Here is a 16754-nt window from a genome sequence, read left to right on the forward strand (position 1 = left end):
ATATTATCGCAATTTCCAGGAATCTCGTTATTAAACTCTTCGGCTGCTTGTCCATGCATATCAAACCTCCTCATTGTCAACACCAGCCTTTTCGCTATACTTTGGAACAGGATAGCCTGGGATCTCGATATCGGAATCAATTTGATTACCCCAGGCGTCCCATCCGGCTTGATGACGTCTTGCGAACAGTTCAAGATATGGGCCAGGCGAACAGCGCTCAATAATGGCATACTGTTCCTCGGGTTTATGAGAGTGATCTTGTAACGGTGCGAACAGCCAGTTTGGCTGAGCCTTGAATTTTATAGGTGCTTTGCCGCGAGTGCCGAATAATACGGTTTCGCTTGCATTTCTTAGGTAGTTTCCGAGTCCAAGACGAGGCTTGATCCAGAAGAACGGCGACCTATATGTAAATCCCCATGCTTCCATTACCTCGATACCTTCCTTGAGGAGGCCATTGGTAACCCAGAGCCATAAATGTGCGTCTTCTGTGCAGAAGTCAGCTACCGGCATATTTTTAATGTCATCAAGTGTCATTAGGTCGTAATGACTGGCAGCGCCGCGTTTGCCTTGCTGATTTATGTTCCACGGCGGATCTGCCATGATGGTTGAGTATTTGGGCTTTTCTTTATTCAATATCCATCTTCCTTTCGTTTAAGTTGCTTTGCGGCAGAGTAAACCACACTTTTTGCTTGACATAAAGGACTTTTTATTGCGGAATTTTGAGCGATACAACAGGGGTTAACAGATATAGGCCGCTGTTTAATGGCTATCGAAAAACGGTGTTGTTTTTCTGCCGCAAAGATATTGATTTTACATTTTTATCAGTGTTGGCTCTTCGATAGAACCTTCAATTTTATATATATCGTCGTCGCTAGCATCGATGTTTGCAAAGGCTTCAATAAGCCGACCTTCAATTACTGCCTTGAACGATCTTACGGTGAGGCTGTTCTCTGAAGATACTTCATCTATGATGCCTTGCATTACGCCCTTTGATATATAGCCGATACGGACGCCATATTCGAATCCAGTTTCAATTATTTGCTTTGCAAGTATTTTTGCCTTAGCCTCGTTGCTCAGGGGCTTATACTCAACAAAACCATGAAATCTACTGGCAATTTCTGCGAGGGTGCCATATTTAATAAACTCGCGGCGAGCTTGTTCGGTTTGTTTATAGATGCGCTGAGTAATACTTTCTTCTATATCGACCGGCGCTTCTTCTTTCATATAAGCAACCTTAACAGCTCCGTCATCAAAGGAAATATCCTCTACGTCATTAGAAATTGAGAAACCGATGGGGTTCTTTGGGGTATCCTGATTATCGCCGGATAATATATAGTTGCTAGTGAAGAAGAATATGCAGTGCTTAAAGTCGAACTCGCGGCTTCCGTCAGGAAGTCTTGAGCGTGACGCGCATCTGCCTTCATCGAGTATAGCCATGAAAGTCTTTAGGACTTGTGGGTGAGCCTTATCTAGCTCATCAAAAATAAATACAGTGTAGGGATTATCGAGGACGGCCTCGAATACGGGCTTATCTTCGTAGCCGACATATCCGGGCGGAGAACCAATCAGTCTATATACCGTATGGGCTTCCGTGAAAGTATTCAGGTCTGTCCATACCGTTGCATATGTATGGCCGCTTTGCTTCGATAATATGCTCGCTAAACACTTGGCAGTTTCAGATTTACCTATTCCGGGCGGACCATATGCTAGTAGCGACAATGGTTTCTTAGGTCTTTTCTTCTTAGTAAATGCGGCTGTTTGGAAGCAGACCGTATCTACGGCGTCGTCTTGGCCTATAATAGACTTCTTCATTTCCTTGCGTAGACTGCCGAAGGACAATGTTTGCTCAATGGCCTGTTCGGGCGGAATCGTTATGTTGGACCAATCCGCGACTTCTGATTCTTCGTTAGATTCCCCAGAGCCTTCCGGCTCCGGAGAATCCTCCTTGAATTTTCGACAGAGCCTCACGAATGAAGCCCAATCCTTACTTGTGATCTGGTTGTACTTGAATAGCTTATAGAGTGACGGGTTATGTCCGCGATATCTTATGTCTTCATGGCAGTAGATAATATAGCTATCACCATCTGTTCCAATGCTTATTGTTGCTGTATTGGGTGTGCATACTTCCGGTAACTCACAGTCATCAAAAGTATAAACGCCTGGACTAGCAGAGTCGACTGCCGTCTTGAGGTCGTCAAAGTCTTCCTTGGGCGCTATAGAAAAATCCGTAATCTTCATATCAGACCCCTCCTGGTATCTTTGATTCTGTCCTTGCTTTTCAGAAGGTTGCCCTCGCCGCCGCATAACGGGCAGTTATTGTTGGGCTCCTGCGGAATCCATACTGTACTGTCGCAGAACGCAAACTCCTTATCAAAAGCGTCATCAAAAATGTCGTTCTTAATTACGTTATCGAATGGCGTTATATTGATCTGAATGAAGTTGCGATCTGCTACGCGCTCAAGTATCTTGCCGTATCGGCCTCTTTCGCAGCCATACTGGAGAAGCATTAAGCTTATCTGTCCGCATATAGCGTTTACGCGACCGGTAGAGAAGATTGTTGAGCATGAGCTGGTTACATTATTATTAAAGCCATGTCTGTAGGCCTGATATCGAGATTCTGTAGCACATCTATGACAGCTTGCCGTTACGCCTGGGTACGAAAAGAATACTTCGGCGGCATCGCCATTTTTATACATCTGTGCCGATATGAAGGGAGTGCCGAACTTTACTGCAAGTGCTGCGGCTCTTGCCTGAGCATAGAAATCATCAGTAAAAGCAGCGATTAGGTAGTCCTCCGGGTGTTTCAATATACCCTTGCCAACCAAAGAAACAAACTCCTCGTCGGAAATACTATCATTAAGGCGACGCTGAATAGCCTTAACGCTTGCCGATGGATTGACATCAAGGATCTTCTCCTTGGCTACTTCGACTTTACCTTTACCTAAATTGGATATCTCTGCGTACTGGTTAGCGATATTGGTGTCCTGATAGTAATCGTGATCGAATACTACATATTTCGATACGCCACATCGAGCCATGTCTACGTAATATAGCTGAGCTCCGCCGCAACCTAACGCAACAATAGTCTTATTCTTCATTACGTCCATATCGATAGCTTGTTCGATTCTGTCGTATTTATGGCTAGTAATGCGTTCGTGGTCTGACTTTAGTTTAGGCTTAAGCTCCGTCTCGTAGTCTTCTACTACTTCATACAGGACCTCTTCAGTTTTCTTGTGCGATTTTCTTGGATATACTCTGAAAAAGCGCATATCGAGAGAGTTGCCTTTTCTTCTTTGTCCTACGCCAACATCGAAAAACGGAATGTAATATGCATCAATGATTCTTTTCGCATATTCCTCATCTGCGTCCGAATAATAAGGGCAACCATCCGGGTGCGAGTGTACGATTCCTGTAACATACTTATCGCTTGCAATGGCTCTACCGATTTTAGGGCTCATTATTGCTGTATCGGGTGAGTAAGCAGCAGCTGAAGTGTTTGCGCTGAAGTCGTATATGAAGTCGTTGATGATTACTTTGTCGCCTTCGATATTAGATATTGTGTATCCGCCTTGTTCTGGAATCTGGGAACCGAGCGTCGCAATCATCTTCTCGAAGACTTCCTTTTTTATTCGTATTTTGGTTTTTGCCTTAGCTCTGCGGTTAAACATTAGAATCCCTCCTTGTCTCGCAGTTCTCTGCAAACTTCGTCGAAGGGCCGTCCCGTATTTAACATTATCGAAGTGGTATCTGCCCACAACGAAGCTACAGCTTTGGCTTGTTCGAATGTGTTGATTAATCCGCCCCAACAGATATAGTCGTAATCCTCACCGGCATCATGTAGACGATGAGTGGCATGAAAATTTCTTCTGAGACGAAAACCGTAGCGAATATGATTAATAATATATATTCGCCATGTTCGGAGATCTGGGTAATAGCAGAATAGAAATTCATATCTCATTCTTCCGTCACTGCTCAGATACTCCATAGGGATGAATTGCTGTTCCATGCGGAATCCTCCTTTCGGAGGACGCCAAGAAGACGTCCTCCTTGGCTATTTTTTGAGCTCCCTATTATCTGAAAGTTCCAGGAGGCAGCTCGCCCTGTCTGCCGCCTCTGAATGTGCCAGGGGGCAGCTCTCCCTGACGTCCGCCGCAGAAAGTGCCGTTCGGAAGCCAGTAAGTAAATCTTTTCATGACTTCTACTCCTTTCATACAAGACTAGAAGAATAACGCCTATTGATTATGTGGTAGAAATATGATATAATACTCTTACCAGCCTGTTTTAGGCGTTTTTCTTTCCGTGCTTATATCATATCAGTTTTGTCTAAGATAAAAAATGTCAGAAATACTGACAATTTTTGTCAGTATTCAAGGGGGGACACTATGACTGGGCCATTATCGCTATATGGACTCTTTTCGGATTTGATATATAAATATTGCAATACGAGCAGTAGCATGGTTAAGCTAATACTCGAAGTATTGTTGCCTGCCGGCTTAGAGTCGATAAATGTAGATGGATACGACATAATAGAACCTTACCGTCTAGATCCGAACCGCATCTATAAATTTCGAAAATTTGGCGGCGTTCGTATCAATAAGAACATAATTGATGAATATAGAAAAAGTAGCGCCATAGAGCATTGCATCAAGCGATTTAGTAGTTTTTTACCCTCAGACTTAAAAAAGCTATTCGAACTGAGGGATGACGTTTATTCGATTATGCCTATTGATACGTTCTCCGTACTTGGAAGAAAATACCTCGATTATCTCAAAAACCATATATGTAATGACGAGGATGAGAGTAGGAAACAGGCTATAAAGCTAATCTCCTTGTGTTATATTTATTGCGTAGTGGAGCAAGAACCCATTTCCTGGTCCGATGAATATCAAAAAATTGAAGAAACAACTAAACATTGCGCGATTATAAATGCGCCTATTTTTAATAAGCGACATTTCATCGGACGCGAAGAAATAGTTAGTGATATTCAGGCTGCTTTTAATAAAGGTAATCGAGTAAACCTGTATGGCACTTCCGGCTGCGGAAAAACTCAAATTGCACTTAAAATTGCCTCATTATTTGAGGAAAAACAATATGTTGTAGTTTGGTGCAATGCCTCAAGCGAAAGCACTTTATTACAGTCATACACATCTTTCCTTCACTCCGTTGGACGTGGTGAAGAAAAAATGAGCGCATATAGAATCGTTTTGCTTGTTAAGAATTGGTGTAAAGAAGTTAAAAACTGGCTTTTTATATTTGATAACTATATAAGCTATTCATTTGGAAATACTTTAAACTTCGAAGCCTTAATTCCAGACGGAAATGACGGAAGAATCTTATCAACATCACTAAAGTATGAGGATAGCCTCGAAACCGAAAACATTAAAATTTCGGCCTTTACGGATGAGGAATCAGCTAAATTTCTAAATACTCTTCTCCGTAGACCTATTTCTAGCGAGGATTGCTCATTATTATCTTTACGAATGGCTAACCATCCTCTAGCTTTGGCACAAGCAGTTGCTTATATTAATAAGAATAAGGATTTAAATATCGAACAATATATCGCCTTACTTAATGAGCAAGGACTTTCGTTTCATAGAAAGTCCGGAATTAGTTCCCATGAGGAAGCCGTATATTCTTCATTATTCCTATCTCTGAAACTAATTGGAGAACACTATGGCACTATCGGCGATTATGCTTTTTTCTTCATGTTTGTTCTTTCGTTCTTCCCAGATTTTGGCATAACGGGTTTATTGTTGAATAGATGCTTTTATAGGCCATACGTTTTTAGCGGTGATAACTATGATTTGATAGACGGATATATTTCTCCATATTTTTATTCTAAAGCTGGACCTCTAGCTATTGATGCTAATGCAAAAAGAATTTTCGATAAGGTATTATTACCTCTCTATGATAAAAAAGAGTTCTATGAAATAATTGAGCTTTTATCTGATTTTGCATTATGTGAGGCCATCCATGAAGAGGGATTTTGCCCGTATTACTACTTTAATGATATATCTTACGTAAGATCTCATGCTCTTGTATTAGAAATTATTCGGGAACGTGTTGTTACTCAAAAAGAATTCGAGGACCTTCTCGACACGACACTTTACACCGTTATAACATTTTTAGATCTAGCTTCAAATGCAAATAAATGCCTTTCTAATTATGGCGAAATACTTAACTTAACTCCAATTTACTATATGACAGTGAAACGCTTAAAAAAGTATAGAGACAAATTTAATGATAATACAAGATTTCTTTTTAGAAGATGCCTACTGTTTACGAGCACTCTGATTCAGATTACTACCAATCACTATATACAAGACTATACTAATAAATATATCGTTCCTGAGCAAAAATGGATATGGAATTATATTATAGACAATACACTACAATTCGAGAATGAGGCCTTTTTGTATATACGAAAGCTAGAATACTGTGCTCTTTTTGCGCCAAATTACTACCACGATTCTATAAATGCATTAAAAGACGCGCTACTGTTTTGGTATGGCAATATCGCCGATTCAGATTGGGAAGAATTGGTAGGACTATTTGCATACAATAAGGCAGCGGAATTTAGGGACTTTATTTATGATGTATTAAATCAGCTATATGAGAATTCCACGAATGTCAGCCGAATTCAGGCTCCTAGTTTTGGAATAGTTTGCGTGCTTGATGATTTTACTATTTCGGAAATAAAGAAAGCATTTGCGGCAGCAGGAATGAAATACGATAATATCAATTTCGTAGATAATTCTGATAATTTTTTATTCTTTTCATGTCCAGACAACTATTATCCAAACTATTTTACATATTAAAAAATACCCTAGCGTTACGCTAGGGTATTTGTGTTATATTTAGTTGTTTTCTTTGAAGCCTTCAACCTGTTCCATTACTTTATTAAAGACCTCTGGGCTATACTTCGGAGGGTAGCCATTTTTTACAAGGCATATTTTGATGTCCAACTTGAGCTTATTGCGAACGTTTCTGTTATTTAACCAGTCCGCGAATGACGATTGTGTATCGATGAGTTCTTTAATTTTTTTTGCTAGCGTCTTACAACGCTCATTTACAATGATGCCGTCAACTTCTTTATCTTCACCGTATTCAAAGTTAAACTTGTCTCTGAGCATCATCAAAATATCATAGAAAGCCTTTTCTTCAAATGTAAGTCCCATTTTTCTGAAGCTCTCGCGATCAGCTTGCATATCCTTTAGGATTTTCAATGCCTGCTCAGTCGCGTTTTTAATGATTTCTTCAGAGGTATGCTCTTGCGCTTCTCCGGCTTCTTCAGCAGATAAATGCTTTCTTCTTTCGTGATAAATACGAATGGTATCCTCAAGCATATCTTGATATTTCTTAGCTGCAGCCTGATTTGTTTTCATGTACTCTGCTATCTGTTTACGGAGGAGTTTAACGAGGATTTCAAGTTTAGAGGCTGGCATCTTTATATCTGAAAGCTTTTCGAAGTATTCTGGGCTGAAAATATCTTCTTCTTCGCCTTCTTCGAGAATGCTTTCGACTTTATTGTATTTAAGTGCTTCTTCCACCATTTGCGACACGGCTTTGTTCATGGATTCCGTATCAACTTCATTGGTGCCGCTCATTTTTCTTACAAATCCGGCAATGGCCATAAAGCATTGAGCTAACGCAGATTCTTCCTCTGTTAAGTTACCTGATGGTTGGCAAATATCGTAAGCCTTCCTCATTCGCTTTACTGTCTTTAGGAAATATGTTTTGAAAGAAACCTTATTGGTTCTATATTTACCCTCTACATTTAGCTCTTCGGTAGAATAAAAGACATATTCAGCCGCACTCGAAAGTAACTTATATCTTTCGAATGGGCTGCCATTTGGATCCATAAATGGCGCAAGATCAAAGTTGGTAAACTGATCTATTAGCAAAGATAGGTTATCATGGAATATTTCTGTAGCCTGATCAATATCGTCAACAGTAGGTGCTACAGTTGTATCGCCGCCATACACCTTTAATGCCTGGCGCATATTATCTCTAATACCGATATAGTCGATAATAAGGCCGAAATCCTTGCCTTCGTATTTTCTATTTACGCGGCTAATGGTCTGAATGAGCTGATGTTTTTGTAGTGGCTTATCATTGTACATATAGGTAAGGCATGGTACGTCAAAGCCGGTAATCCACATATCAACTACGATAACGATGCTAAGATTAGATTTTTCAGCCTTAAATGCAGCGTCCAATTCGTCTGAGCGTTTACTATTCTGTGTTCCACCGAGATAGTCGTACATCTCTTTTTTGTCATTTTTCCCGACACTTGCAACCATTGCCATGAACGGAACCTTTTTAAGCTTCTTGATTTCTTCTGGGGTTGCATTTGAGTTATCTGGTACTTTCTTTTCTATGAACCACTCAGGATACTTATCTTTGAAAATCGATAATAAGTCATATGCGATTTCGCGTTTCGAGCATACGATCATTGCCTTCTGGATACGCTCTGGATCGTTAGCGCAAGCGGAAGTATAGTGATCGTGAATATCGACAGCCAGACGCTCAAGCCTAGAATGCTCACCGATAATGATCTCCAATGAGCTCATGGCCTTTTTACTTGCCTCTATGTCTTCCTTGGAAGCTCCTTCGTCTGCGCATAGACTATAGTATTCTTCGATGAGTTTAACCTTCGCCTCATCGAGAAGGACTTTGGCTATTCTCGGATGGTATTTAATGGATACAGTTAGGCCATCAGATACGGCCTGATCCATTGTGTAACGATCAATTTCGTCGCCAAATGTCTGATATGTTTCTGCTATCGGTGTACCAGTGAATCCAACAAATGTCGCATTTGGGAATGCTTCTCTCAAAACCTTTGCATAAGGCTTTGATATGAGCGCCTTCATATTTTCGTCGGCATCTTTACTAAATTGGATTTTCTTTGAATGAGCCAATTGCGTTCTGTGTGCTTCATCTGAGAAGCAGATGATATTGGATCTATTATTGATTAAGCCAATAATATCGTCTTTCCTGTCGCAGAATTTCTGGATGGTGCAGATGTAAAAGCCGCCGCTTTCGCGTCTTCCCAGTTCCTCTCTCAATACTGCGCGACTTGGAACTACACTAACTTCGCCTATATTAAGGAATTCCTTACTTTTAGTGAACAGTTTTGCTCCTTGTTTTTGCAGATCTTCACGGTCAACAATAAGAACAATGGTTGGTGAGCCCATTTCCGCAATATCTCCACAACGCATAGAGAGCTGACGTGCAAGGAATGCCATCGTATATGTTTTGCCGCAGCCTGTGGCTCCAAAGTATGTTCCGCCCTTACCACTTTTTGTTTGAACGGATTCTACAATGCTTCTCTTTAGAAGACGAGAAGCAAAAAACTGAGGGTAACGGCAAACGATTTCTCTTTCTTCGTTATCATATATTTCGTCCTGGAAATAGATATAATCTCTAAAGATTTCGAGGAAACGCTCAGGCTCGTACACGCCCTTAATCATTGTCTCGGTTTCTTCGAATGGCAAAGTGGAAACCTTATCTCCATCATTAACACGTCTCCATGCATAAAAATGCTCATACGGAGTACGAACCGTTCCTAGTCTTGTCTGAACGCCATCTGAAATACAAGCAAGGGGACAATAATGCAACAAATGCGGAATATCTCGCCAGTAGCGAATGTTGATTTGTTTCCATGCCTCAAAGATGGTTGCTTTTGCGTCAGTAGGATTCTTTAATTCTATAATACAAACAGGAATGCCATTAATGTAAAGCATTACATCTGGACGGCGATTATATATTTGTCCATTGTTTGTATAGTCGATACTAAGTTGGTTTATGACCTTGAAGATATTGTTACTAGGTTCCTCAAAATCTATAAGTGGAATCATTTTTGGCTGGCCATTTTGAGGTGTAAACTGTATGCCATTAACAAGCCAGTTATATACCTTATGCAAGGTTGCAAAGTCGCTTTCGGCGCCAACAAGTTTTATCGTATCAGAGATCTTTTTGATTTCGTCTTCAGTTAGCTCAGGGTTAGTATTCCTAATAAACGCCTCTAAGTCGTCAGTATTTAAGACGTCACGTCCATATACACGATTAATCTGGTCACCCGGGAGATATGTCCAACCTTCTTGTTCAAGGAATGAAATGAAGGCATATTCGTAATCGGATTCACAAAATCTTCCGTTAAAGTTTTGTAGTTTGGCCATATTATCACATTCCTTCTATATAATTTATAGTACTCTATTTGGCTTTTTGGTTCTCGAAAGCGGTTATCATATCAGAAAGGTTCTTAATGAACCACTTGATTTGCATTTTCTGTATTTTATCATATTTATTATATTCTTTAAGGCCACTAACGGCTTCATGGATTGTCTTGAGTGCCGTTAGGTCTTCTTCTACTATTTGAGAATAGTGTACATCCCTATACAAATCCATAAATAGGGAGCGAATTCGACTTATAGTTTCTGAAGAGCATTTCTTAAGCATAGATATAAAACGATTCACATCTATGTTATTAGCAAAACCATTTTTTCTAAGCATTTGTTTGGCAGCACTAGTTAGATTTTTGCAGTATTCTTTTATTGCAATAGGAGAGTAAGGGAAATCTTCCTGCTCATGCACTCCTGTTAGTGCTTCCTGCATCCTACGTTTAATCTGTTCGAAGTATTCAATACCATCTTTATTGAAAAGTGTATAACCCGAACTGAATAGAGACTCGAAGTCAATGTTTTCGTCTATCGTTTTTAGACTATCAATCATCGGGTTAGTTATGTTTTCAATATCAAATTCTATTTCGGCATCGTATTTAATAGCGACGATATAATTAGCAAGAATTCCATAATCATAATACGGAATAGAGCCGTTCTTTATCTTATCAGGGATATTAGCAAGAGCTTTCTTTGTTTTTTCTTCCGTGCTAACATGATACTCTCGTATAGCCTGAAGATCCTTGTCTCTTCCTGAATTCCATTTTCCTTTTTTCATATAATCCGTGTAATATGAAACCGATTTCTTGATCTCTTCTTCTGAAATGATCTGATAGGCTATGTAGTCATAGCAAAAGCGGAATAAAGGTAAACTGTCATTTACTCCTAAGCTCCCAGACAAATAGGCTTTTGTATCAAATCTGAGATCTGAACTCTTACTCTGCCTTTGCGTAAATGCGATGACACCATAAAAAATCATTTCCTCTATTTTCTCATTAACGGTGATGCCATGATCGGAAATAAATTCAAAGATATCTTTGCACTTTTGGCAGCCATAAATAAAAGCTCTCAAATTATATGAATTCAATCTCGTGAAGACATTGACTATATCATCCGCTTGTGTTTCAGTATTGAATTTACTAAGATAAATACCGAAGTTTCCAATAATGGTTTGTATAGCGGTTTTAAAGTCGCAGACAAAGCATATTGTATCTCCAACAGTCTTTTCTTTGACTCGTTTGTATGCAATTGCGGATTCGGTATAATATTTTACAGCTTTTCCTTCGCTATTAGTTCCGTCGTATGTTGTTAGTAGTTCATCTTCATTTGTGATAAGTAGAACTTTGGCATGATCATTTTCGCAAAGATTATTAATGTATCCAAGCAGCTTAGTAATCTCAATTTGAGTTCTTTCAATATCTTCAAGAATAATGAGCGTATCTGAAAGATTTATGGACTCATATAGCTGTTTCAATGTTTCTTCACTAGGATTCTCAATATCGAAACCTATTTTGCTTGCTGCTGCATTTAGAAGAGTTTTACCAATTACTTTTGCTGTGTTTTTGGCAGGAGATAGTTTTTTTATAACTGGGTGAAGTTCAAGGAAAATAGCTTTGCTTATTTCAGTCGTATCAGAAAGGCCGTATAAGGAAACGATTACGCATTTCTTATTTTTCTTTACAAGATAAGGTTTTAACTCGTTTTTTACATAGTGGCTTTTTCCTGATCCCCATTCGCCGGAAAGCATAATAGCTCTACCGGTAATATCATTTTTTAGATAATTGAGTAAAAAGCTATTAAGCTCGTCGTAAGTCATTATTCTTCACACTCCTCCAAAGAGCCTTTAATAAGAATCGGGCAAATATCTTTTATCTGTGATTTGAGACGTTCATTTATTTGCTTACGCATATTATATACGGTGAATATTTCAGCAATTGCTTTCTGTATAGATATGTCAGGAATAGGAATTTTGACTTCTTGCATCTCATAAAAATCAAATGTGTCCCTTACAGAACCTGAAGCATAAAATAAAGTACTACGCTGAAATTCTTTTCGACTAAACCACATCATAAGATAATCTGGAATCAGTTGATCTTTATCTTTTACTTCAAATACTGTATACATTGGAGATATAATACAGTCTTTATCTCGCAATAAGGCTATTGAGCCAAGATTGATTCTTGAAGGATTATATGCAAATTGTCCTGTCCTTACAATCTTATAATTATGAAGATCAATGCCTGTCATATTAGCTTTTGTTTCATCAAATGTACTTGTGCTGTTGACGCCTTGTACTAAGCCGACTTCGAGATTAGTATTTCGTTTATTAGATTCGGATATGTAGGCTCCGATTTTGGAGCATGGCATTTTTCTCCGCAAATCCTCGATATAAGCATCACAAACGAGCTTCAAATCCTCCAGCCCGCGTTCATAGCTCTGCTGATTAGCAATCATTGCATTATAAATAGCTACATATTTTTGCTGAACAGAGAGTGGCGGGAGTTCCATATCGACATCACATAAGTCATCCCAATTATAGAACTCTGTGGAACTGCCCCATGAGTTTGTGATGACATATCTATCAAACTCCGGACGATTGAAAAACATATATAGCCATTCCGGAAGAATGTACTTTTTTCCATATTCGCTGATTCGGAATACAACATAATCCTCTGTGCATATAATAGTAGAATCCGTGTCGTTATAAGTTACACTGAATTTGCTGCCATTTCGTGAAGTACGGTGATTGAAAAAGAAAACTCCCGGCTCAACAATTTGAAATTTACTGAGGTCACGATTGTTCAGATCCGCTTTTGTTGGCATCATCTGTTTTGATGTGTTGACACCTCTAACTTCATCTACACCGTACCGAAGATCACTATTTCTGATTTCAAGAAGTTCAATATACTTTCCGAGCTTTTCCTTAATCAATGCCATAACCAATCCCCCTGAATGCCTCTGCCAGCATCTGCTGAGACTTCTTTTCCTCAATCATCACAGCACGCATTTCGTCCTGAATTCGCCTCATTTCTGCTTCATAGTCAATTTCCAGATCATGGTCAATAAACTCAATGTACTTGCTCGGCGTAAGTGCGAAATTACATGATTCTATCGTATTAACATTGTTCTGCTTTTCCTCGGGAGAAAGATCTTTGTTCCAAACCTTAACAGAGCGGTACAGCTCAGGAACAGCATAATTTGCCCCGTCAGTACCAACATTCTGCCAAGTGTGGTAAATTTCAGCAGCCTTCTTAATCTGTTCTTCGTCGAGACGAACTTTCTTTTTCTGTTCGCCCTTTACGGCATTTTCAGTCCAAGTTCGCAAATCCATAAACAAAACTTCGCCGGAACGGTTGCGGAGCTCGCGGCCATGATAGTTTCCACCTTTTTTATCCTGATTAAGTATCCAGAGCGTTACACTGATATCTGTCGTAATAAATAGCTCACGAGGGAGAATGATAATTGCTTCAACTTTATCGTTCTCAATCAGTTTTTGACGAATATTCTGAGCAACATCGTCGTTTAAGGCACCGTTGGCAAGAAGGAAGCCAGCAACGCCTTTAGACTTCAAATGAGAAAGAATATGAAGAATCCATGCATAGTTGGCGTTACTATCCGGCGGCGTTGAATAATCTGCCCAACGAGCATCATTTTCAAGTGCGCTATCATACCAGCTCTTCAGATTGAAAGGCGGATTAGCCATTATGTAGTCAAAATTGATTCCCTTATGAAGGTCGTGCGTAAATGTGGAGTCAGCTTCGTCGCCGAGATTATGGCTAAGGCCGCGGAGGGCGAGATTCATTTTTGCAAGACGATAAGTGGCAGGCTCTTTCTCCTGACCATAGATATTGATACGGCTAATATCGCCTTGTTTTGACTTAATCAAATCTGCGCTCTGGATAAACATACCGCCGGAACCGCAGCAGGGATCATAGAGCGTACCATCAAATGGCTCTATCATAGCTGCGATAAGCTGAACGACATCGTGAGGCGTGTAGTATTCGCCCTCTTCTTTGGTTGCGTTTACGGCAAATTCCTTTAGAAAGTATTCATAAACTCGTCCAATAAGGTCTTTTTCTTCGCCGAATGCCTTATGGCTGATTTTATTAACTTCGTCAACAACCTTTTTAATATCGTTAGGAGCAAGGTTTCTTGAAGTAAACGTACCCTCAATAAAACAGCCCTTAAGCTGCTTATTTGTCGCCGCAATACTGCTCAAAGCAGTATCAAGTGCAACATTTAGCTGCGGAGCAGGGGTATTTATAATAGTAGACCATCTTGCCTCTACGGGGAGATAATATGTACCGTCGGTAAAAGTGGCGTCCTCGAAGAATGCCGCCTGGATATCAGGATCATCAGGATCAAGTTCTTCTTCAATAAGTTTCTGACGCAGTTTCTCTATACCATCATCAAATTTTTCACCGATGAAGCGTAGGAAGACTAAAGTCAGCATCATATCACGCTTTTCAAAGAATGAACCTGAGTTCCTAGCCTGACGAAGATGATCGCGGCATTTAAAAAGTATATTTTCAAGATTTATAGTTTCTTCTTTTTTCTTTGCCATTATTTTTACCTCTTATTCGCATATTTTGTTATCGGGCGCTTCTACAAGATTATTTGAATGCCATAGCGTCTTTTAGCTATGGCTACTATTAGTATTATTATACCATATTTCACCAAAATAATCAAGCTTACAACTTGCAATTCTATCAATATTTTTAACTCAGGCCACACCCGCACAAGTTCTAATTAAATTTTATCACGAAAAGTAAATCCAAGCTTGGTGCATCTGAGGTGCATTTGGGTGCTATTGGGTGCATTTGTTTTTTTGTTGTAATAAAAAATCGGATCAGCATATTCATACTGTCCGATTATTATTCTTATTATTTTTAAGGCTATAAGAAAAACACCCCTATAAATAGCGGTGCTTTTCTACGGGTACTACAAAGTTTTGTCTCATTTGTGAGTACCAAATATGGTGGAGGCGAGGGGAATTGAACCCCTGTCCGAAAATCCGTTCATGCAACTTTCTACGAGCGTATTTTACCTATTATGATTCCCTGTGTCGGCCGCCGATAAACGGGCTGAGGTCACAGGTAGTCCGTATACAACTGACGGACACGGACACTTCCGACAGTCGTTCACCGCTCATCGATGCCCAAGCGAGAGCCGCGGTACTCCCTCGGTGGACAGAAGCTGACTTAAGCAGCTACCAGTTCGCTATTTCTAGAAACTGTAATGTTATTTCTTGCGTTTATATTTAAACGTGGCGCAGGTTATGGAGATCACGCCATTCTCCGCTCGCTTATCACACTTCGAGACCCCCGTCGAAACCTTTACGCCCCCATATTGTGAGGGAGTGAGGTGGGGAGCTGAAAAGTGCTCCGAATAATATTATACAATGTTTGCAGCCGTTTGTCAACTGCAAACATTGTCGTTATCTGCTATAGCAGGGTGATTTCCTGTTTGTATGCGTCAACATGAGCCACAGCTCCGTATGGGAGTATCGCTCTCGGTGATGAATGGCCGAAGTTCACATTATAAAGTATGGGGAGCTCACTGTTATTGACGATATCGCGCCATACAGACTTGTATTCCTCGTAGTATCTCTCATTCATTGGCTTTCCGACTATTATTCCGCATATGTTGTCGAAAACGCCCTCTTTTTTCAGAGTGCCGAGGTATTCCGCAAGCATTTCGGGAGTCGGCATTACTTCACTTGTCTCCGCGAATAGTATCCTGCCCTTCCATTCTTCGGCAGCAGGGAAGATGCTGTATCTTCTTGTAATTTCTGCCTGCTTTGCGAAGTCCTCTTTGAGCTGAGGGCATTTCTCGAATTCCTCGGAGAGCATATCGCCGAAGCTTTCGATATTGTCCGTCATGAGCATTTCTCCCATGCTGTCGATACAGCCGCCGAGAAGCTCACCTTCAAATACGGGCCTGCCCTGCAAAAGCTCATAGCCGTGCTCTTCCCTGTGAGAAACAGGCATAGTTCCAACAGCAGCTGCGGAGAAGTCTGTCCTCTCCTCGTACCATACGTCGGAGGGAGTTATCTTCCTGCCGTGATAGGGTGCAAAGCAGCTCTCAAACTGCGCCTTTGAATATGGGAGCATATCACCCGAAAGCTCTGCGAGGTCGCACATGAAAGCCTGACCGTAGAAGGTCTGCAAGCCCAGCCTGCGGAACATGAAGTGGTTATTGGTGGTATCCGAAAAGCCGAGGAAGAACTTGGGGTGCTCCTTTACGGCGTTTTTGAACTCCTCGTCCTCCATGAGATACGGGAAAGTGCGGAATGTTTCTATACCGCCGATAGCGCAGATGATACCCTTTACCGATTCGTCGAGAAAAGCGGCTTTCAGGTCTGCGGCGCGGGCTTCGGGGTGAGACATGATATATTCATTTCCCATGAGGGCGTGTTCTGTGAAAACGGGTTCAAGACCGAATTCGCGGAGCTTTTTTATGCCCAGCTCTTTTTCGTGAGCGCAGTACGGTTCACCGAGTATACCGCTTGAAAGACATATTACAGCGACCTTATCGCCCTTTTTCAATGGCTGTGGGTATATCATAGGGAAG

General features: G+C 40.5%; 10 protein-coding genes and 1 other RNA gene. 1 reads left to right on the forward strand and 10 read right to left on the reverse strand.

Annotation, left to right across the window (positions count from 1 at the left end):
• Positions 1 to 60: 60 nt before the first annotated feature.
• The 4 genes from Q0R37_RS00095 to Q0R37_RS00110 all read right to left on the reverse strand — a co-directional run bounded on the left by Q0R37_RS00095 (position 61) and on the right by Q0R37_RS00110 (position 4193).
• Positions 61 to 633: an MT-A70 family methyltransferase gene (locus tag Q0R37_RS00095; protein ID WP_294749844.1), complete on the reverse strand. Its 573-nt coding sequence runs from the start codon at positions 631 to 633 to the stop codon at positions 61 to 63.
• Positions 634 to 810: 177 nt separating this feature from the next.
• Complete coding sequence (locus Q0R37_RS00100) at positions 811 to 2238, reverse strand: AAA family ATPase (protein ID WP_294749845.1); 1428 nt, start codon at positions 2236 to 2238, stop codon at positions 811 to 813.
• Entirely contained in the window at positions 2235 to 3668 is a 1434-nt protein-coding gene (locus Q0R37_RS00105; RefSeq protein ID WP_294749847.1) for a ThiF family adenylyltransferase, read from the reverse strand. Before Q0R37_RS00105 ends, Q0R37_RS00100 begins: the two co-directional genes overlap by 4 nt.
• A gap of 402 nt (positions 3669 to 4070) precedes the next feature.
• On the reverse strand, positions 4071 to 4193 hold the full coding sequence (locus Q0R37_RS00110) for a hypothetical protein (protein WP_294749849.1): 123 nt from the start codon (positions 4191 to 4193) through the stop codon (positions 4071 to 4073).
• 189 nt (positions 4194 to 4382) lie between these two features.
• Between Q0R37_RS00110 and Q0R37_RS00115 the strand changes: the two genes are divergently transcribed.
• Positions 4383 to 6818, forward strand: a complete 2436-nt coding sequence (locus Q0R37_RS00115; RefSeq protein ID WP_294749850.1) for an ATP-binding protein — start codon at positions 4383 to 4385, stop codon at positions 6816 to 6818.
• Between the two features lie 39 nt (positions 6819 to 6857).
• Here the strand turns inward: Q0R37_RS00115 and Q0R37_RS00120 are convergent, their stop codons facing one another.
• The 6 genes from Q0R37_RS00120 to Q0R37_RS00145 all read right to left on the reverse strand — a co-directional run bounded on the left by Q0R37_RS00120 (position 6858) and on the right by Q0R37_RS00145 (position 16747).
• Positions 6858 to 10181, reverse strand: coding sequence for an HsdR family type I site-specific deoxyribonuclease (locus Q0R37_RS00120; protein WP_294749852.1), 3324 nt, complete (start codon positions 10179 to 10181; stop codon positions 6858 to 6860).
• Positions 10182 to 10215: 34 nt separating this feature from the next.
• Positions 10216 to 11997, reverse strand: coding sequence for a P-loop NTPase fold protein (locus Q0R37_RS00125; RefSeq protein ID WP_294749854.1), 1782 nt, complete (start codon positions 11995 to 11997; stop codon positions 10216 to 10218).
• Positions 11997 to 13118 carry a restriction endonuclease subunit S gene (locus tag Q0R37_RS00130; protein ID WP_294749855.1) on the reverse strand — a complete coding sequence of 374 codons (1122 nt, stop codon included), beginning with the start codon at positions 13116 to 13118 and terminating at the stop codon, positions 11997 to 11999. Before Q0R37_RS00130 ends, Q0R37_RS00125 begins: the two co-directional genes overlap by 1 nt.
• Positions 13105 to 14745 (reverse strand): N-6 DNA methylase, encoded by a 1641-nt coding sequence (locus Q0R37_RS00135; RefSeq protein WP_294749857.1) that lies wholly within the window; start codon positions 14743 to 14745, stop codon positions 13105 to 13107. The genes Q0R37_RS00130 and Q0R37_RS00135 overlap by 14 nt, the downstream gene beginning before the upstream one ends.
• A 412-nt stretch (positions 14746 to 15157) precedes the next feature.
• Positions 15158 to 15527: a transfer-messenger RNA gene (gene ssrA, locus Q0R37_RS00140) on the reverse strand.
• Positions 15528 to 15625: 98 nt separating this feature from the next.
• Entirely contained in the window at positions 15626 to 16747 is a 1122-nt protein-coding gene (locus Q0R37_RS00145) for a S66 peptidase family protein (RefSeq protein ID WP_294749859.1), read from the reverse strand.
• Positions 16748 to 16754: the final 7 nt, after the last annotated feature.

Source organism: uncultured Ruminococcus sp. (assembly GCF_946415235.1).
Classification (GTDB): domain Bacteria; phylum Bacillota; class Clostridia; order Oscillospirales; family Ruminococcaceae; genus Ruminococcus.